Source organism: Streptomyces sp. NPDC057638, from assembly GCF_042800315.1.
Classification (GTDB): Bacteria; Actinomycetota; Actinomycetes; order Streptomycetales; family Streptomycetaceae; genus Streptomyces.
Window position 1 is genome coordinate 1 of record NZ_JBHVHF010000159.1, and the last position, 18,417, is coordinate 18,417.

The following is an 18,417-nucleotide window of genomic DNA, read 5'->3' on the forward strand; positions in this document are numbered from 1 at the left end:
GGACCTCTCCGTACGCGTCAACGGGCCGCTGGGCTGTGTCGCAGGCGTCTCACGCGTCCTAGGCGTCGCCGCCCGCCGGGCCCGGGTCGGCGGCGGCCACATCGAGCAGCTGATAGCGGTCGACGGCCTGCTTGAGCACCGAGCGGTCCACCTTGCCGTCCCGGGCCAGCTCGGTCAGCACCCCGAGCACGATCGACTCGGCGTCGATATGGAACCAGCGCCGTGCCGCGCCCCGGGTGTCGGCGAAGCCGAAGCCGTCCGCGCCGAGCGAGCTGTAGCGGCCCGGCACCCAGCGCGCGATCTGATCCGGAACCGATCGCATCCAGTCGGAGACGGCCACGAACGGTCCCTCGGCGCCCGTGAGCTTACGGGTGACATAGGGGACGCGCTGCTCCTCCTCGGGGTGGAGCAGATTGAACTCCTCCACCTCGACGGCGTCGCGCCGCAGCTCGTTCCAGGAGGTCGCGGACCAGACGTCGGCCCGGACGTTCCACTCCTCGGCGAGGATCCGCTGGGCCTGGACCGCCCAGGGCACGGCCACCCCGGAGGCCAGGATCTGCGCCGGGATCTGGCCCGTCTCGCCCGCCTGGTAGCGGTAGACGCCCTTGAGGATGCCCTCCACATCCACGTTCTCCGGCTCGGCCGGGTGCTGGATGGGCTCGTTGTAGACGGTCAGGTAGTAGAAGACGTCCTCGGCATCGTCGCCGTACATCCTCCGCAGACCGTCCTTGACGATATGCGCGATCTCATAGCCGAAGGCCGGGTCGTAGGCGACACAGCCCGGGTTGGTGGAGGCCAGCAGCTGGGAGTGGCCGTCGGCGTGCTGGAGGCCCTCACCGGTCAGGGTCGTACGCCCGGCGGTCGCACCCAGCACGAAACCACGGGCGAGCTGGTCGGCCATCTGCCAGAACTGATCGCCGGTCCGCTGGAAACCGAACATCGAGTAGAAGACATAGACCGGGATCAGATGCTCGCCATGGGTGGCGTAGGCGCTGCCCGCCGCGATCAGCGAGGCCGTGCACCCCGCCTCCGAGATGCCGTCGTGCAGCATCTGGCCGGTCGGCGACTCCTTGTAGGCCAGGAGCAGCTCCCGGTCCACCGCCTCGTACTGCTGGCCCAGCGGGTTGTAGATCTTGGCGCTCGGGAAGAAGGAGTCCATTCCGAAGGTGCGGTACTCGTCCGGCGCGATCAGCACGAACCGCTTGCCGATCTCCTTGTCCCGCATCAGATCCTTCAGCAGCCGTACGAACGCCATCGTGGTGGCGATCGACTGCTGGCCCGACCCCTTGCGCACCGCCGCGTAGGTCTTCTCCTCCGGCTGCGGCAGCGGCTGGGCGCGCACGACCCGGGTCGGTACATACCCGCCCAGCGCCTTGCGGCGGTCGTGCATGTACTGGATCTCCTCCGAGTTCCGCCCCGGGTGGTAGTAGGGCGGCAGCCCGTTCTCCAGCTGCGCGTCGGTGATCGGCAGATGCAGCCGGTCGCGGAAGCCCTTGAGGTCGTCCACGGTCAGCTTCTTCATCTGGTGCGTGGCGTTGCGGCCCTCGAAGTTGGGGCCGAGCGTCCACCCCTTGACCGTCTGCGCCAGGACCACCGTCGGCTGGCCCTTGTGTTCCTTGGCCGCCTTGAACGCCGCGTACACCTTGCGGTGGTCATGACCGCCGCGCCCGAGGTGGAGGATCTGCTCGTCGGTCATGTTCCCGACCATCGCGCGCAGCCGCTGGTCCCCGCCGAAGAAGTGCTCGCGGATATACGAGCCGGTCTCCGTCGCGTACGTCTGGAACTGGCCGTCCGGCGTGGTGTTCAACTTGTTGACCAGCAGACCGTCCCGGTCCTGTGCCAGCAGCGGGTCCCAGGAACGGTCCCAGACCAGCTTGATCACATTCCATCCGGCGCCCCGGAAGACCGACTCCAGCTCCTGGATGATCTTGCCGTTGCCGCGCACCGGGCCGTCGAGCCGCTGGAGGTTGCAGTTGACGACGAAGGTGAGGTTGTCCAGCCCCTCCCGGGCGGCGATGGTCAGCTGGCCGAGCGACTCCGGCTCGTCCATCTCGCCGTCGCCGAGGAAGGCCCAGACATGGGACTGGGTGGTGTCCGCGATGCCCCGCGCCTGCATATAGCGGTTCATCCGGGCCTGGTAGATGGCGCCCAGAGGCCCCAGACCCATGGAAACCGTAGGGAACTCCCAGAAATCCGGCATAAGCCGGGGGTGGGGATAGCTGGAGAGACCGTGCGGGGCCTTGGACTTCTCCTGGCGGAAGGCGTCCAGCTGGGTCTCGCTCAGCCGGTCCAGCAGAAAGGCGCGGGCGTAGATCCCGGGGGAGGCATGGCCCTGGAAGAAGATCTGGTCCCCGCCGTCCCCTCCGTCCTTGCCCCGGAAGAAGTGGTTGAAGCCGACGTCGTAGAGCGAGGCCGAGGAGGCGAAGGTGGCGATATGGCCGCCCACACCGATCCCCGGACGCTGGGCGCGCGAGACCATCACCGCCGCGTTCCAGCGGGTGGCGTTGAGGATCCTGCGCTCCACCTCCTCATTGCCCGGGAAGTACGGCTCGTCTCTGGTCGCGATGGTGTTCACATAGTCCGTGCTGCGCATCTCCGGCACGGCGACCCGCTTCTCGCGCGCCCGTTCGATAAGCCGGAGCATCAGATAGCGGGCCCGCTCCCGGCCCCGCTCGTCGACGGCGGCGTCGAGTGAGTCCAGCCACTCCTGGGTCTCCTCTGGGTCGAAGTCCGGCACCTGGCTCGGAAGGCCGCCAATGATGATCGGATTGCGCTCTGATGCGGAAGCCACGCTGATCCTTCGCTGGTCGTAGGGGGCGGTGGGGATAATCGTCGGTAGGTGTGCCAGCCCGCTAGGCCGCCTCCCATCGTCTACCGGGGGGAGGGATACGTCATCTTTACCGAGAGGTAACCCGGGAATCGCTGGCATACTGACCGGCTTCGGCCTCCAGACGGCCTAGTGCCTGTCTCGTGGATCCTGCCCGGATCCTGCCCGGTGAACGGGTTCTGATGGCCGCGCCCACGCCGTCCGGGCGCGACGGCGTCCCGGCGCCGGCCGGGCGGCATCCCCCGATCGGTCCTCCGCCACCCCGGCCGCACCCGCGCGCCGGGCCCCGTGGACAAGGGGATGACGGGGGTTATCGCGCCCGACACCGGCTCCGCACCGGCTCCGCGCCGACGCCGCACCGGCCCTCCGGCCCGGTCCGATCCGCCGACCGGGTCGTCCCTCGCGACCCTACGCCCCCCACGGGAAGGCGTCCCGAGGGGGCGTTCGGTTCTCCAGCACTCCTCCAGTGGACGTAAAGTGGCAAAGACGGCCGAATTGTTTTTCGGCGGGGGCGGGCTACCGCCGGGCGTGTCGGAGGTTGCGGCGAGACGGGCGCAAACGTCACCGTTTCGGCGGTCTGCGTGGCCGGGTACTTGCGCGATCCGCCCCGCCCGTGTGGACTACGGCCAACGCCACGCGTACGCGCGAGGGCGCAGCATCTACCGAACATGATCAGGAGGCAAGCCGTGAGCGCGACCGCGGACCACGCGGAGGAGCGGACCAACCCGGCGGCGAGGCTGGGGTTCGAGCCCGGTCAGGTGGTCCAGGAGATCGGCTACGACGACGACGTCGACCACGATCTCCGCGAAGGCATTGAGTCCGTCATCGGCCAGGATCTCGTGGACGAGGAGTACGACGACGTCGCCGACGTCGTTGTCCTCTGGTTCCGTGACGAGGACGGCGATCTGACGGACGCACTGGTCGACGCCCTAGGGCTTCTGGAGGACGGCGGCCTGATCTGGCTGCTGACCCCCAAGACCGGCCGCGACGGTTATGTCGAGCCGAGCGACATCAGCGACGCAGCCCAGACCGCAGGGCTCTCCCAGACCAAGAGCATCAGCGTCGCCAAGGACTGGGCGGGCAGCCGGCTCGTGGCTCCCAAGCGCTGAGCCACCCCCCAGCCGTCGGCGACCGCCAGCGCCACGGCCAGCGGAACTCGCGAAGACCCCCTCCGGGATCACCCGGAGGGGGTCTTCGTGTGCCGTCCCGGACACGGCCTAGGGTGGGGTGACCATCCACTCGGATCAGTGAAGGGATCCCCACGACATGGCGATCGAGGTCGGTACCAAGGCCCCGGAGTTCGAACTCAAGGACAACCACGGCCGTACGGTCCGCCTGTCCGACTACCGGGGCGAGAAGAACGTGGTGCTCCTCTTCTACCCCTTCGCCTTCACCGGTGTCTGCACCGGCGAGCTGTGCGCCCTCCGCGACGAGCTGCCCGCCTTCGTCAACGACGACACCCAGCTGCTGGCCGTCTCCAACGACTCCATCCACACCCTGCGGGTCTTCGCCGAGCAGGAGGGCCTTGAGTACCCGCTGGTCTCCGACTTCTGGCCGCACGGCGAGGTCTCGCGGGCGTACGGGGTCTTCGACGAGGAGAAGGGCTGTGCGGTGCGGGGCACGTTCATCATCGACAAGGAGGGTGTCGTGCGGTGGACGGTCGTGAACGCGCTCCCCGACGCGCGTGACCTCAACGCCTACGTCTCCGCCCTCGCGGCGCTCTAGCCGGCGCGGCTTGTGAGCCCCGGTCGGGTCCGGGGGTGGGGCCGTCGGGTCCCGGGGGCCGGGACATCCGGGGAACACCAAGGGGCCTCCCTTGGTGAAAGCCTGTCTCACGGGGGGACAGGTCACTAGGATCCAGACGTTGATCCGACACCGACGCACGACGGGGGCGCTGCCCCTGGAGACCAATGGAGGGACTCGTGGGAGTCAGCCTCAGCAAGGGCGGCAACGTCTCGCTGTCCAAGGCCGCACCCGGTTTGACCGCGGTGATCGTGGGACTGGGCTGGGACGTCCGCACCACCACCGGCACGGACTTCGACCTGGACGCCAGCGCCCTGCTGACCAACGACCAGGGCAAGGTCACCAACGACGGCAACTTCGTCTTCTTCAACAACCTCAAGAGCTCCGATGGCTCGGTGGAGCACACCGGGGACAACCTCACCGGTGAGGGCGAGGGCGACGACGAGCAGATCAAGGTCAATCTGGCGGGTGTGCCCGCCGATGTCGACAAGATCGTCTTTCCCGTCTCGATCTATGAGGCGGAGGGCCGCCAGCAGTCCTTCGGCCAGGTGCGCAACGCGTTCATCCGCGTGGTCAACCAGGCCGACAACCAGGAGCTGGCCCGCTACGACCTGAGCGAGGACGCCTCCACCGAGACCGCCATGGTCTTCGGTGAGCTCTACCGCAACGGTGCCGAGTGGAAGTTCCGCGCCATCGGCCAGGGCTACGCCTCGGGTCTGCGCGGTATCGCCCAGGACTTCGGCGTCAACGTCTGATCCGCGACCACGGTCACCCCGCGGTCAAGGGTCGACCACGGGGAGACCGCCGCCGGGCACCGTCCCGGCAGACCTCATGCCCGGCGCCGCACTTCCGAGTGCGGCGCCGGACGTGCCTTGCAAGCCCGCCCGGGTGCCGGGGCGGGGAAGTCCGCAGTAGCCGGGGAAATAGCTGGGGAGGATTCTGATCATGGGCGTCACACTCGCCAAGGGAGGCAATGTCTCCCTCTCCAAGGCCGCGCCGAATCTGACGAAGGTGCTGATCGGGCTCGGCTGGGACGCGCGATCGACCACGGGGGCCGATTTCGACCTCGATGCCAGCGCGCTGATGTGCGGCGGTGGCCGTGTGCTGGGTGATTCCTACTTCATCTTCTACAACAACCTCAAGAGCCCCGAGGGCTCGGTGGAGCACACCGGGGACAATCTCACCGGTGAGGGCGACGGGGACGACGAGTCGCTGGTGGTGGACCTCTCCCTGGTCCCCGCCCAGGTCGACAAGGTCATCTTTCCGGTCTCCATCCATGAGGCCGAGAACCGGGGCCAGACCTTCGGCCAGGTCAGCAATGCCTTCATCCGGGTGGTCAACCAGGCCGACGGCCAGGAGCTGGCCCGCTACGACCTGAGTGAGGACGCCTCCACCGAGACCGCGATGATCTTCGGTGAGCTCTACCGGTACAACAACGAGTGGAAGTTCCGGGCCGTGGGCCAGGGGTACGCCTCGGGGCTGCGGGGTATCGCCCTGGACTTCGGGGTCAACGTTTCGTAACTCCACGCATCGAGCGGGGGCGCCTGTCCTTGACGCGTGGGCGACCCTCTCCCCGCCGTGGTGCGGGGGGACCCCCATGACACGATTGGGTACCAGTGGTTCTGAAAACCTTCGGCTGGTCGTTCGCGGTAACCGCGCTCGGACTGGTCGCGGCGCTCCTGTTCGGAGGGTGGACCGCGTTCGGGATCGTCGCGATCCTGTCCGTCCTTGAGATCTCCCTCTCGTTCGACAACGCGGTCGTCAACGCCGGAATCCTGAAGAAGATGAACGCCTTCTGGCAGAAGATCTTCCTCACCATCGGCATCCTCATCGCCGTCTTCGGTATGCGGCTGGTCTTCCCCGTCGTCATCGTCGCGGTCAGTGCCCAGCTCGGACCGATCGAGGCCGTCGAGCTGGCCCTCAACGACAAGGACAAGTACCAGGAGCTGGTGACCGACGCGCATCCGTCGATCGCCGCGTTCGGTGGCATGTTCCTGCTGATGATCTTCCTGGACTTCATCTTCCAGGAGCGCGAGCACCAGTGGCTCGGCTGGCTGGAGCGCCCGCTCGCCAAGCTGGGCAAGGTCGACATGCTGTCGGTCTGCATCGCGCTGGTCATACTGCTGGTCAGCTCGGTCACCTTCGCCAAGAACGCCCATCAGCACGGCGGCGGCCACGCGGACAAGGCCGAGACGGTGCTGCTCTCCGGTGTCGCCGGTCTGGTGACCTATCTCATCGTCGGCGGGCTCTCCGGCTTCTTCGAGAACAAGCTGGAAGAGGAGGAGGAACGCGAACACGAGGCCGAGGAGGCCGCCAAGCGCAGCGGGAAGAAGGTCTCCGCCGTCGCCCTCTCCGGCAAGGCCGCCTTCTTCATGTTCCTGTATCTGGAGGTCCTCGACGCCTCCTTCTCCTTCGACGGGGTCATCGGCGCCTTCGCCATCACCAACGACATCGTGCTGATGGCGCTCGGCCTGGGGATCGGCGCGATGTACGTCCGGTCGCTCACCGTCTACCTGGTCCGCCAGGGGACCCTGGACGACTACGTCTATCTGGAGCACGGCGCCCACTACGCGATCGGCGCGCTCGCACTGATCCTGCTGATCACCATCCAGTACGAGATCCACGAGCTGATCACCGGACTGATCGGCGTGGTCCTCATCGGCTGGTCCTTCTGGTCCTCGGTCCGCCGTAACCGCGCGCTCGCGGCGCGGGGGGCGTCAGGGGAAAAGGCTGAGCCACACTCCCAGGCCGGGGTGTGACCTCACCCGAATTGAGGAACGCTTCCAGGCGGGGCGGCATCGGGGCATCGGTCCCGGGGCCGCCCCGTGGAGCGCCCGGACCCACCGGCCCGGGACGCACCACCCCGTGACCGGGCCCCACCGGCCCGGCCCGGGGTATCCGTACGGGACCGGGCCGGTCCCGTACCAGCGAGGACCCCGCGACCGGGAGCGGGGCATGACGAACCATGACTGTGGGGGTGGCAGATGGCCTTCTGGGACAAGCTGTGGCAGGGCAGGGCCGCGCCCTTCGACGCGATCGGCGCCGCGAGCGCGATCACCCTCACCCGGCGCCGCCCCACCGTCTCCCTCACCAAGCAGGGCGCGGCCACCGGACATCTGCGGGTCAACCTCTCCTGGCGGATGCGCACCTCCGACTTCGACGCCTCCAGCCGGGGCGGCGGCGGAGGGCTGCTGCGCCATCCGTTCACGCTCTTCAAGCCCGAGGTCGTCCAGGCCCACACGCAGGGCATGGTCAATGTCGACCTCGACCTCGGCTGTCTCTACGAACTGGCCGACGGCAGCAAGGGCGTGGTCCAGCCGCTCGGTGACCATCTCGGCTCCACCAACGAGAAGCCCTATGTGAAGCTCAGCGGGGACGACCGCTTCGGATCGGGCACCGGGGAGACGATCTACGTCAACCTGGACAACCACGCCGAGATCAAGCGGCTTCTCTTCTTCGTCTACATCTATGACCAGACGCCCGCCTTCGACCGTACGCAGGCGATGGTCACCCTCCACCCCAGCGTCGGCCCCCGGGTGGAGATCGCCCTGGACGAGCGGGCCCCGCAGGCGCGTTCCTGCGCCGTCTTCCTGCTGGAGAACATCAAGGGCGAGCTGATCGTCCGCCGTGAGGTGAAGTTCGTCTACGGCTTCCAGTCGGATGTGGACCGCCTCTACGGCTGGGGCCTCCAGTGGGGCCGCGGCTACAAGACCCGCACCTGAGCCGTGTGGGCCGCCCCCGGGCCGTACGCGCGGGGGCGCGCGTCGTACACGCGAGGGGGCGCGTTTGGCGCCCTACCCGCCCGTGCGGGGACTCAGGGCCGTCCGGTGCGCAGGAACTGGGGTCCCATCGGCGGCATCCGGAAGTCCTGGTCCGGTACGAAGGGTGCCGCGGGCTGGGGATAACCGTAGCCCGGCCGGGCCTGTCCCGAGGTGGGCTGGGGATAGCCGTAGGAGGGCGCCGGGGCGGCGGGCCCCGGATAGCCGTACGCGGGTGGCGCGGTGGTGGGCATCGGCGGGTACGCGGGCAGCGCCGCGCCGCCATCGGCGCCGGGCGCCCCGGCCGGGGCCGCGGCGGGCGCGAGCGGTCCTGGCGCGGGTGCCCGCACGGATACGGGGTGCGTGGATGGTACGGAGGGCGCGGCAGGGGCGGGTACGGCGGCGCCCGGCCCGCCCGGGCCCCCCGGAACCGGAGCGCCCCCGGCCGAGTCGTCCACCGAGATCCCGAACTCGGTCGCCAGCCCGACCAGACCCGTCGGATATCCCTGGCCCACGGCGCGGAACTTCCAGCGGTCCCCGCGCCGGTACACCTCGCCGCAGATGATCGCGGTCTCCTCGCCGGTGTCCGGACGCACATCGAAGAGGGCCAGCGGCCGCCCGTCCGGAAGCGCGGCGTCGTAGAGCAGGATCCGCAGGTCCGTCACGTGCTGGAAGGTGCCGCCGTCGGAGGAGGCGGCGATCACCACCTGGTCGACCGAGTGGTCGAGCCCGGCGAGCTCGATCTCGACGGTGTCCGTGTGGTGGTCCCCGACCCGCCGCTTGGAGAGCCGCCGCACGGCCCCCGAGGGGTGGCGGGGCTGGTTGTAGAAGACGAAGTCCTCGTCGGAGCGCACCCGGCTGTCGAAGCCGAGCAGAAGGGCGGAGGCGTCCACGTCCGGCACCCCGCTTCCCGAGGTCCAGCGCAGCACGGCCCGGACGGCCATGGCGTCGAGGGGGACGTTCGAGCCCTTCAGCATCGCGTGCGTCATGCCCGTCATCCTGCCTGCTCGGTCCGCCGGGGGACAACGCGGATCCGCCAGGGCGCCGGGGGCGCGGCTCCGGGGCGGTGGCGGTGGCCCCGCCGAACCGGTCCGTCCGCCCCCGGGGTGTCCGGCGCCCGCGCGTTCAGCGGCCCGCCGTGCCGCCCCGGCGCCCGCCGTCCTGTCCGTCCCGTGGTCCGTCACGTGTCCCGGCGCCCGCCGGCCGTCCCGCCGCCCGTCACCCGTCCCGCCGCCGTCCGTCCGTCACGGCCGCCGCCGCCCGCTCCGGCCGCCGGCCCCGGCCGCTCCGGCCGTCGGCCCCGGCCGCGTCGGCCCCGGGTGTCCCTCCCCACGCCCCGGAATGTGGCGCACGGGACATGCGGTGTTCACGATGGAGGGGAACCCTACCCACACTGTCGTACGTACTATTACCGGCCACGTCGCTCGACGGAGCCGCCTGGGAGTACGGGGAGTCACATGCGTCATTTCGGGCACCTTTCGCCCGCGGTCCGTACCCGGCTGTTCCATCGGGAGCCCGCGGAGTTCTCCGCCGACTCGCCCGCGCGGACCCTGGCGACCGCCCTGGGGGCCACCCTCTACAGCCCCGCCACCCGGCCCCGCCTCGCCGACGATGTGCTGAAGCAGCTCGGCAGCGGCGTGGTCTCCATGGTGCTCTGCCTGGAGGATTCCATCGATGACCGGGAGGTGGCCGGGGCCGAGGAGAACCTGGTCCGCCAGTTCGCCGATCTCGACGCGCGCGGCGCCGAGGTGCCGCTGCTCTTCGTCCGGGTGCGGGAACCCGGACAGATCGTGGATCTCGCCACCCGGCTCGGCCCCTCCATCCAGAAACTGTCTGGTTTCGTACTTCCCAAGTTCACCGAAGAGCGTGGTGTCCCCTTTCTGGAGGCCCTGACCGCCGCCGAGGCCGCCAGCGGGCGGCGGCTCTTCGCCATGCCCGTCCTGGAATCGCCCGAGCTGCTCCATCTGGAGACCCGGCGGGAGGCCCTGGCCGGGATCGCGCGCACGGTCGACAAGTTCCGTGACCGGGTGCTGGCGCTCCGGCTCGGCGTCACCGACTTCTGCTCCGCGTACGGACTGCGCCGCCCGCCCGATATGACCGCCTACGACGTCCAGATCGTCGCCTCCGTCATCGCCGATGTCGTCAATGTGCTGGGCCGTGCCGACGGCACGGGCTACACGGTGACCGGCCCGGTCTGGGAGTACTTCCGGCTCCAGGAGCGCATGTTCAAACCCCAGCTCCGCCACAGCCCCTTCCTGGAGGGCCGCGCCGAGGAGCTGAGGACCACGCTGATCGCCCGTGACATGGACGGGCTGCTGCGCGAGATCCATCTGGACCGGGCCAACGGACTGACCGGCAAGACCTGTATCCACCCCTCCCATGTGCTGCCGGTGCACGCGCTGTCCGTGGTGAGCCACGAGGAGTACAGCGACGCCCGTGACATCCTGCGCCCGGACCGCGACGGCGGTGGAGTGCTGCGTTCCGCCTATACCAACAAGATGAACGAGGTGAAGCCCCACCGGGCCTGGGCCGAACGCACCCTGCTGCGGGCGGAGGCGTTCGGCGTGGCCCGCGAGGACGTCGGCTTCGTGGATCTGCTGCGGGCCGGGCACAGTGGGGGACTGCCGGAGTGAGCGCGAACGCGCCCGTACCGGGTCACCCGCCCCCGGAGCGGGGAACAGCGCCCCGAAAAACCAGCGGAATCAGCGGAACCAGCAGTACCGGCGGAACGAGAAGAGGGACAGCGGACGTGGTGTGGTCGGGAACCTGGGTCACCGAGCGGCTCGGAGTCGCGCTCGACGGCGACGAGAGCCTCCCCGGACTCCTCGGGATGGCGGTACGGCGCAACCCCAGGCGGGCGCATCTGCTGGTCTCCCAGGTGCTCGGCAAGCACATCCCCCAGTCCCCGGCCGTCGTCTACGGCGCCGGGCTCGGCCTCGGCCGCCGGGTGCGGGCGCTCCTCGGCGACCGGGACGCGGCCCGTGCCGTCGTCGTCGGGTACGCGGAGACGGCGACCGCGCTGGGCCACGCCGTCGCCGACGGAGTCGCCCTGGCGCCCTATCTGCACTCCACCCGCCGTCCCGTCCCCGGCGTCGCCCGCGCGGGCGGCTTCGAGGAGTCCCACTCCCACGCCACCTCCCATCTGCTGCTCCCCGAGGACCCGGAGCTGCTCCGCCGCCCCGGCCCGCTGGTCCTGGTCGACGACGAGTTCTCGACCGGCAACACCGTCCTCAACACCATCCGCTCCCTTCACGCCCGTCACCGCCGCGACCGCTATGTGATCGTCGCCCTGGTGGACCTGCGCTCCCCGGAGGACCGGGCCCGCCTCGACTCCTTCGCTGCCGAGATCGGCGCCCGGGTGGACCTCATCGCCCTCGCCTCGGGCACGGTCCGGCTGCCCGAGGGCGTCCTGGAGAAGGGCCGCGCCCTGGTCGAGCGGTACGAGAGCACCCCCGCCGTGCCGCCGCGCGCCACCGGGCGCCCGTCCGGAGCCGGGGACCCGGCCCCCGTAGACCCGTCCGGAGCCGGGGACCCCGCACCCGTACGCCCGTCCGGAGCCGAGGACCCCGCACCCGCCGCGAGCCCCGTCCCCCGGATCTCCCTCGACTGGCCCGAGGGCCTCCCGGACGGCGGCCGCCACGGCTTCCTCCCCGCCCACCGGGCCCGGCTGGAGGAGGCACTGCCCCGGATGGCCCGGCGGGTGGCGCGGGCGCTGGCGGCCGGGGACCCCGCTCCGCCGCGCCGGGTGCTGGTCCTCGGCTTCGAGGAGCTGATGTATGCCCCGCTGCGGATCGCCACCGCCCTGGAGGAGCTGCTCGACGCCGAGGTCCGCTACTCCACGACCACCCGCTCACCCGTGCTGGCCGTGGACGACCCCGGGTACGCCATCCGTACCCGGCTGGTCTTCCCCGCCCATGACGACCCCGCCGACGGGCCCGGCGAGCGTTACGCCTACAACGTCGCGGACGCCGGGTTCGACGCCGTCGTGGCCGTCGTGGACTCGGCCGCCGACACCCCCGGGCTGCACGCCCCCGGCGGTCTGCTGGACCGTCTCGCGCCCCACGCGCCGCGTCTCGCGCTGGCGGTCGTCCCCAGCTTCGTACCGCCGGACACCGGCGCCGTACGGTCGGCCACGGGGGCCGTACGGTCCGACACGAGTACCGGCACCGACAGCGGCACCAGTACCGACACCGGCGCCGTACGGCCGGACACCGACCGGGTATCCGGCACCGGCCCGGTGGCGGACCGCGGACGGACAGCGCACAGCGATCACACACCGGAACGGCCGGATGAAAGGACCTCATGCCCCTCCCCGAGCCCCTGAGAGGCCCCGCCTTCTCCTCCTACGCGCCCGAGGAGGTCGGCTGGCTGCTCCAGGACCTCTCCGAGGTGACGCTGGAGGCGCCCACCGAGGAGCGCGAGGAGGCGATACAGAGCGGTGGCGCGCACTACGCCGAGTCACTGCCGCTGGAGTACCAGCCCACCGCCGCCTACCAGCGGCTCTTCCATGACGCGCTGGAGGCGTCGGCGGGACGGATCGCCCGCGCCGTGGGCACGGTCACCGAGACCGTGCTCGCCGAGCGCTCGCCCCGGCCCGTCCTGGTCTCGCTGGCCCGCGCGGGCACCCCCATCGGCGTCCTGATGCGCCGCTGGGCGCGCTGGCGCCACGGCCTGGAGCTGCCGCACTACGCGATCTCCATCGTCCGGGGCCGGGGCATCGACGCCAACGCCCTGCGCTGGATCGCCGACCGCCATGACCCGGCCGACGCCGTCTTCGTCGACGGCTGGACCGGCAAGGGCGCCATCACCCGGGAGCTGACGGCGGCGCTCGCCGCGCACGAGGGCTTCCACCCCGAGATCGCCGTCCTCGCCGACCCCGGCGGCTGTGTGCGCACCTACGGCACCCGGGAGGACTTCCTCGTCCCCTCCGCCTGCCTCAACTCCACCGTCTCCGGACTGGTCTCACGCACCGTGCTCCGGGCCGATCTGGTCGGCCCGGACGACTTCCACGGCGCCAAGTTCTACCGCGAGCTGTCCGGCGCCGATCTCTCCCACCACTTCCTGGACGCGGTCACCGCCCGCTTCGAGGAGTCGGCCGCCGCCGTGGACACCGAGGTCAAGGACCTTCTCGCGGCGGACCGCACCCCCACCTGGGAGGGCTGGGCGGCGGTCGAGCGGATCAGCGAGGAGTACGGCATCCACGATATGAACCTGGTGAAGCCGGGTGTCGGCGAGACCACCCGGGTCCTGCTGCGCCGTGTCCCCTGGAAGGTCCTGGCCCGGCGCGGCGCGGGCCCCGAGCTGGACCATGTACGGCTTCTCGCCGATCAGCGCGGGGTCCCTGTCGAGGAGGTCGGCGACCTCCCGTACAGCTGTGTGGGGCTGATCCACCCCCGCTACACCCGTGGCGCGACGGGCGCGGGCGGTACGGCGGTGACGACCCGGTGAGCGACGCCCCGAACACCCCCGCCCCGAGCACCCCCGCGCCGACCGGATCCGTGGCGGCCGGTTCTGTGGCGGCCGTCCCGGCCGCCGCCGCGCCCGTCCTGGTCGCCAGCGATCTGGACCGTACGCTCATCTACTCCGCCCCCGCCCTCCAGCTCCCCATGGCCGACGCGGACGCGCCCCGGCTGCTCTGCGTCGAGACCTACGGCGGCAAGCCGCTCTCGTACCTCACCGAGACCGCCGCCGGGCTGCTCACCCGGCTCGCCGAAGCCGTGGTCCTCGTCCCCGCGACCACCCGCACCCGGGAGCAGTACGCGCGGATCCACCTCCCCGGCCCGCCACCCGCCCACGCCATCTGCGCCAACGGGGGCCATCTGCTGGTCGACGGCGTCAGCGACGACGGCTGGCGGCGCGCGGTCGAACGGCGGATCGCGGCGGAGTGCGCCCCGCTCGCCGAGGTACGGGCGCGGATGCTGGCCACCGCCGACCCCGGCTGGCTGCTCAAGGAACGGGTCGCGGAGGAGCTCTTCGCCTATCTCGTCGTCGAGCGCGACCGGCTGCCCGACGGCTGGGTCAAGGAACTGGCCGAGTGGGCCGGGGACCGGGGCTGGACCGTCTCCCTCCAGGGCCGCAAGATCTACGCCGTGCCCCGGCCGCTCACCAAGAGCGCGGCGGTACGGGAGGTGGCCCGGCGCACGGGTGCGGCGAGCGTGCTGGCGGCGGGGGACTCCCTGCTCGACGCCGATCTGCTGCTCACCGCCGACCGGGGCTGGCGGCCCGCCCACGGCGAACTCGCCGAGGCGGGCTGGCACGCGCCCGGCGTGACCGCGCTCCCCGAGCGCGGGGTCCTCGCGGGCGAGGCGGTGCTGCGGGCCCTGCTGGCGGCCTCCGGGGCCTGCTGAGGCTCCACGCCGGACTCCGGAACTCCGGCACCTGACACAGGGGCCGGGGCATATGCTCCGGCCCCTGTGCCTCCGTGCTGTCGCGCGCCGCGCTACTTCCGCCGCGCCCCGGCCCCCGGCTTGAACACCCGGACCGCGATGAACGCCACGACACCGAGCACCGCGAAGGCCAGGACGACCTTGGAGTAGGTGGAGACGTACTCCGTGACCTGCTCCCAGTTCTCGCCCAGCAGATAGCCGGCCATCACGAAGATCGTGTTCCAGATCGCGCTGCCGAGGGTGGTCAGCCCCAGGAAGAGCGGCACCGACATCCGCTCGACCCCGGCGGGTACGGATATCAGCGAGCGGAAGATCGGGATCATCCGTCCGAAGAAGACGGCCTTCGGGCCGTGCTTGGCGAACCACGCCTCGGTCTTCTCGATATCCGAGACCTTGAGCAGCGGCAGCTTGGCGGCGATGGCCACCGTACGGTCGCGCCCGAGCGCCGCGCCCACGCCGTACAGGGCCATGGCGCCGACCACCGATCCCGCGACCGTCCAGATCAGCACGGCGACAAGGCTCATCTTGCCGTTGCTGGCGGCGAACCCCGCCAGCGGCAGGATCACCTCGCTCGGAATGGGCGGAAACAGGTTCTCCAGCGCGATGGCGATACCAGCCCCGGGCGCGCCCAGGTTCTCCATCAGGCTGTTGACCCAGCCCGGAGCACTGCTCTCAGCTGCGGCAGCGCTGCTCACGATCACGGAATCCATACCCCTACGGTATGGAACTCCCGCTGAAGCCAGCCTGAAGGGGTCGGTGCGAAGGGGCCGCCCGGAGCTCTTCCGGCGCCCAGGAGGCGGTTCCGGACAGCCGGGGCGCGGATCCGGACGCCCGGATCGGACTCCCGGACCACGGCGGGGAGTTCCCCTGCCCCTCCCAAGCCCGGTCAACCCCCACCAACCCGGCCCCGGCGCGACCGTACGGCCCGTCGAAACGACGTCCGGATGTGGTCTCCCTCACATTTTCGGCCCGGAGGGTGGGAACGGGTGTGACGGCGCTCCGGTGAGGCCCGCGGGGGTGGCGCGGGACCCCCGGATCCACCGGCTCATGGAGTGACGATCCACGGGCTCATGGGGTGACGGGGGTGAAGCTCGGCGCGCGCCTTCCGCCGGGCCGCTCAGCCGCAGCAGCCGCCACCGCAGCAGCCTCCGCCGCCACCACTGGGCGCGGGGGCGGCGGGGCCGGGGCTGGTGCCGCCCACGGCGACGGTGGAGAGCAGCTTCACCGTGTCGTCATGACCGGCCGGACAGCTCGCGGGGTCGGACGACTGGGCCATCGGACGGCTGACCTCGAAGGTGTCACCGCAGCTACGGCAGCGGAATTCATAACGGGGCATGGCCCCAGGCTACGCGCTCCGCCCGTCCTGGGACCGGCTCTCACCGGCCGGTCCGGTGTCCGTGGGGCGGCTGAACCCGGCGGGTGCCCCGGCACGCGACTCCTCCTCCCGGCGCAGCCGCAGCTCCTCCTCCGCGCGGGCGTGTTCGGGATGGCGGGCCTTCCAGTACGGGTTGTCGTGGGGGAGGGTCGAACTGACCCGTCCGTACATCCCGAAGAACATCAGCAGCACCCCGATGACAAAGCTGAACAGCACGTTCTGGATCCGGAAGGCGAACGGGTTGAAGCTGGTGCCCAGCAGCGCCAGGTTGATGAAGCCGCTGCCGATGAAGAGGATCCCGAGAACCATGTTGAGCGTGGAGGCGAAATTGCCGCCGATGGCCATGCCCACCAGCAGCAGCACGCCCACCAGGATGGACAGCACGCTCAGGGAGCCGTTGGTGTTCAGCCCGAGAACGGTGGCGCCCTGGGTGTTGAAGAAGCCGATCTTGTCGATCAGCCCCAGGATGCCGAAGGCGAGCAGGAACAGGCCCATGATCCCGGCCCCGACCCGGTAGACCCGGCTCAGCCGGTGGTCGACGGGCAGATGCTCGTCGAGATGGATACGGCGCCGGTGCGACCGGTGCGGGAGCGCGTGTGCGGCCATCTCCGACCTCCCTCGGATCTGTACGCCTGCCTCCAGCATCCGCCCACCGGGCGAACCCTTCAAATCGCGCCTCCCGGGCCCCGCCTCCCGGGCCCCGCCTCCCGGGCCCTGCCCCCCGGGCCCTGGCGGCCGGGGGCAACCCCGCGTCTCAGCTTCCCGCGCCGTGGTTCTCGCGTCTCAGCTTCCCGCGCCGCGGTTCTCCCGTATCCGGTCGACGGTCCGGGCCACCGCCGCCCGGATCCCCTCCGTCTCGGTGAGAAAGCGCCAGTAGTCCGGGTGGCGGCCCTCCAGCCCCGCGACGGCCCGCTCCAGCCGGAGCACGGCGTCGTCCAGGGGCCCGGCATGGCGGGGGTCGGGGGTGTGGCGCCCGGCCATCGCGAGCCGCTGGGCGTCACGGATGGCGAAACGGGTGCGCTCGATCTCGGCCCCGGGGTCCGCCGCGACCTCGTCCAGCCGCCGCAACCGCTCCCCGGCGGCGGAGACGGCCTCGTCGGCGCCGTTGAGCAGGGCGCGCACCGTGCCCAGCAGGGCAGTGGCATCGGGCCAGCGCTGCTCGGCGCGGGCCCGCGCCGCCGCGCCGAGCCGCTCCTCCGCCTGCCGCAGCCCGCTGGCGGCCTGCTCCGGCACGGACTGGAGATCGCGCCAGCACTCCAGGGCGAACCGCCGCCGCAGCTCGCTCAGGACCGGTTCCACGGAATCGGCCCGGGTGGTGAGCGCCTCGATCCGGGTCCGGAGGGACACCAGACGCCTGTCGATCTCGGCGGCCCGCTCGGGCAGCCGCTCGGACTCGCCCCGGATGGCCTCGGCGTCCCGCAGGACGCGGTCCGCCCGGTGCAGGGTCTCGGGGACCCCATGGCGCCCGGCGCCCTCGTTGAGCAGGGTCAGCTCCGGCGCGAGCGCGGCGAGGCGCCCCGCGAGGTCATCGGCGCGCAGCCCCGAGGCACGGACCGCGTCCAGGGCGTTGCTCGCGGCCAGCAGCGCCGCCCGCGCCCGCTCCACCGCCGGGACGAGCCGGGCCAGCTGGGTCTCGGCCCGGTCCAGCAGCGGCCCGAGCCCGTCCGAGAACCGGTCCAGCTCGCCCTTGACCCGTACCAGTTCCTCCCGGGCCCCGGTCAGCTCCCCGCGCGCCCGCGCGGCCACCGACGGCTCCAGGTCGTCCCGGTCGAGGTCATGCGCGTCGACGGCCGAGATGTAGCGATGGCTCACCTCGTCGATGCGCCGCCCCAGCTGGGTGAAGCCCTCGGCGGCGCGGCGCGCCTCCTCGGAACTCCCCACGGCGGTGATCGTCTCGATGGAGATCCGCAGCTCCCGCTGGGCGCTGTCCAGCTCGTAGAACGCGGCGGCCGCCGCGTCCTTCGCGGCCTGGGCGTCGGCCCGCTGGCTCTCACCGCGCCCCCCGAACCAGCGCCGTGTCCCGCCTCCGGTGAAGGAACCCGGCAGGACGACCGCCAGGACGGGCAGAACGACACCGGCGATCAGCCACACCGGAAGCAGGAGCAGCGCGAGGGCGCCTTTGACGGCACTCGCTGTCGCTCTCGCGCGCGGCCGCGTGCGTGTCGCCGTCACAAGCCTCTCCCGTGCCGTCCGGTACCCGGTTCATTCTCCCACCCGGTACGACGAACACACAGGCGTAAAAGTTCTCCACACCCCTGTCCACCTGCGGCGAGCGCTCGCCGCAGGTGGGGTCTCTTATACACATCTGCTGTGGCTTATAAACATCTG

General features: G+C 71.1%; 14 protein-coding genes and 1 pseudogene. 9 read left to right on the forward strand and 6 right to left on the reverse strand.

The window, feature by feature from the left end:
- Positions 1-58 precede the first annotated feature (58 nt).
- Positions 59-2,791: a pyruvate dehydrogenase (acetyl-transferring), homodimeric type gene (aceE, locus tag ACFVIM_RS21075; RefSeq protein WP_384303395.1), complete on the reverse strand. Its 2,733-nt coding sequence runs from the start codon at positions 2,789-2,791 to the stop codon at positions 59-61.
- A gap of 722 nt (positions 2,792-3,513) precedes the next feature.
- On the opposite strand from aceE, the gene ACFVIM_RS21080 reads away from it, so the two are divergent.
- The 6 genes from ACFVIM_RS21080 (at position 3,514) to ACFVIM_RS21105 (ending at position 8,292) form a co-directional block, all read left to right on the forward strand.
- The gene (locus tag ACFVIM_RS21080) at positions 3,514-3,936 is read left to right on the forward strand and encodes a DUF3052 domain-containing protein (RefSeq protein ID WP_384303397.1); all 423 of its coding nucleotides are present in this window, start codon (positions 3,514-3,516) and stop codon (positions 3,934-3,936) included.
- A 157-nt stretch (positions 3,937-4,093) separates the two neighbouring features.
- Complete coding sequence (locus ACFVIM_RS21085; protein WP_384303399.1) at positions 4,094-4,552, forward strand: peroxiredoxin; 459 nt, start codon at positions 4,094-4,096, stop codon at positions 4,550-4,552.
- A 197-nt stretch (positions 4,553-4,749) separates the two neighbouring features.
- Positions 4,750-5,325 (forward strand): TerD family protein, encoded by a 576-nt coding sequence (locus ACFVIM_RS21090; protein WP_384303401.1) that lies wholly within the window; start codon positions 4,750-4,752, stop codon positions 5,323-5,325.
- A 190-nt stretch (positions 5,326-5,515) separates the two neighbouring features.
- Positions 5,516-6,091, forward strand: coding sequence for a TerD family protein (locus ACFVIM_RS21095; RefSeq protein ID WP_384303403.1), 576 nt, complete (start codon positions 5,516-5,518; stop codon positions 6,089-6,091).
- A 95-nt stretch (positions 6,092-6,186) separates the two neighbouring features.
- Entirely contained in the window at positions 6,187-7,329 is a 1,143-nt protein-coding gene (locus tag ACFVIM_RS21100) for a DUF475 domain-containing protein (RefSeq protein ID WP_384303405.1), read from the forward strand.
- 225 nt (positions 7,330-7,554) lie between these two features.
- Positions 7,555-8,292 (forward strand): Tellurium resistance, encoded by a 738-nt coding sequence (locus ACFVIM_RS21105; RefSeq protein ID WP_384303407.1) that lies wholly within the window; start codon positions 7,555-7,557, stop codon positions 8,290-8,292.
- A gap of 92 nt (positions 8,293-8,384) precedes the next feature.
- Here the strand turns inward: ACFVIM_RS21105 and ACFVIM_RS21110 are convergent, their stop codons facing one another.
- Positions 8,385-9,317 carry a TerD family protein gene (locus ACFVIM_RS21110; protein WP_384303409.1) on the reverse strand — a complete coding sequence of 311 codons (933 nt, stop codon included), beginning with the start codon at positions 9,315-9,317 and terminating at the stop codon, positions 8,385-8,387.
- 468 nt (positions 9,318-9,785) lie between these two features.
- Here ACFVIM_RS21110 and ACFVIM_RS21115 point away from each other — a divergent pair, with 468 nt between their 5' ends.
- From ACFVIM_RS21115 to ACFVIM_RS21125, 3 genes and pseudogenes are all read left to right on the forward strand, one after another.
- Positions 9,786-10,961 (forward strand): HpcH/HpaI aldolase/citrate lyase family protein, encoded by a 1,176-nt coding sequence (locus ACFVIM_RS21115; protein ID WP_384303411.1) that lies wholly within the window; start codon positions 9,786-9,788, stop codon positions 10,959-10,961.
- A gap of 116 nt (positions 10,962-11,077) precedes the next feature.
- A pseudogene (locus ACFVIM_RS21120) lies at positions 11,078-13,776 on the forward strand (phosphoribosyltransferase).
- A gap of 50 nt (positions 13,777-13,826) precedes the next feature.
- Positions 13,827-14,675, forward strand: coding sequence for an HAD family hydrolase (locus ACFVIM_RS21125; protein WP_384303421.1), 849 nt, complete (start codon positions 13,827-13,829; stop codon positions 14,673-14,675).
- A 92-nt stretch (positions 14,676-14,767) separates the two neighbouring features.
- On the opposite strand, the gene ACFVIM_RS21130 is transcribed toward ACFVIM_RS21125, so the two are convergent.
- The 4 genes from ACFVIM_RS21130 to ACFVIM_RS21145 form a co-directional block, all read right to left on the reverse strand.
- Complete coding sequence (locus ACFVIM_RS21130) at positions 14,768-15,424, reverse strand: DedA family protein (RefSeq protein ID WP_384303413.1); 657 nt, start codon at positions 15,422-15,424, stop codon at positions 14,768-14,770.
- 407 nt (positions 15,425-15,831) lie between these two features.
- Positions 15,832-16,050: a zinc ribbon domain-containing protein gene (locus tag ACFVIM_RS21135; RefSeq protein ID WP_384303415.1), complete on the reverse strand. Its 219-nt coding sequence runs from the start codon at positions 16,048-16,050 to the stop codon at positions 15,832-15,834.
- 9 nt (positions 16,051-16,059) lie between these two features.
- A complete protein-coding gene (locus ACFVIM_RS21140; RefSeq protein ID WP_384303417.1) occupies positions 16,060-16,695 on the reverse strand; it encodes a DUF4383 domain-containing protein in 636 nt (211 codons plus the stop codon).
- Positions 16,696-16,872: 177 nt separating this feature from the next.
- Positions 16,873-18,261 (reverse strand): hypothetical protein, encoded by a 1,389-nt coding sequence (locus ACFVIM_RS21145; RefSeq protein ID WP_384303419.1) that lies wholly within the window; start codon positions 18,259-18,261, stop codon positions 16,873-16,875.
- Positions 18,262-18,417 lie beyond the last annotated feature (156 nt).

What these genes read in the sequence shown, in the direction of transcription:
- ACFVIM_RS21085 (WP_384303399.1), top strand. Translation starts at nt 4,094, where the DNA reads ATGGCGATCGAGGTCGGTACCAAGGCCCCGGAGTTCGAACTCAAGGAC.
- ACFVIM_RS21095 (WP_384303403.1), top strand. Translation starts at nt 5,516, where the DNA reads ATGGGCGTCACACTCGCCAAGGGAGGCAATGTCTCCCTCTCCAAGGCC.
- ACFVIM_RS21105 (WP_384303407.1), top strand. Translation starts at nt 7,555, where the DNA reads ATGGCCTTCTGGGACAAGCTGTGGCAGGGCAGGGCCGCGCCCTTCGAC.
- ACFVIM_RS21110 (WP_384303409.1), bottom strand. Translation starts at nt 9,317, where the DNA reads ATGACGCACGCGATGCTGAAGGGCTCGAACGTCCCCCTCGACGCCATG.
- ACFVIM_RS21115 (WP_384303411.1), top strand. Translation starts at nt 9,786, where the DNA reads ATGCGTCATTTCGGGCACCTTTCGCCCGCGGTCCGTACCCGGCTGTTC.
- ACFVIM_RS21130 (WP_384303413.1), bottom strand. Translation starts at nt 15,424, where the DNA reads ATGGATTCCGTGATCGTGAGCAGCGCTGCCGCAGCTGAGAGCAGTGCT.
- ACFVIM_RS21135 (WP_384303415.1), bottom strand. Translation starts at nt 16,050, where the DNA reads ATGCCCCGTTATGAATTCCGCTGCCGTAGCTGCGGTGACACCTTCGAG.
- ACFVIM_RS21140 (WP_384303417.1), bottom strand. Translation starts at nt 16,695, where the DNA reads ATGGCCGCACACGCGCTCCCGCACCGGTCGCACCGGCGCCGTATCCAT.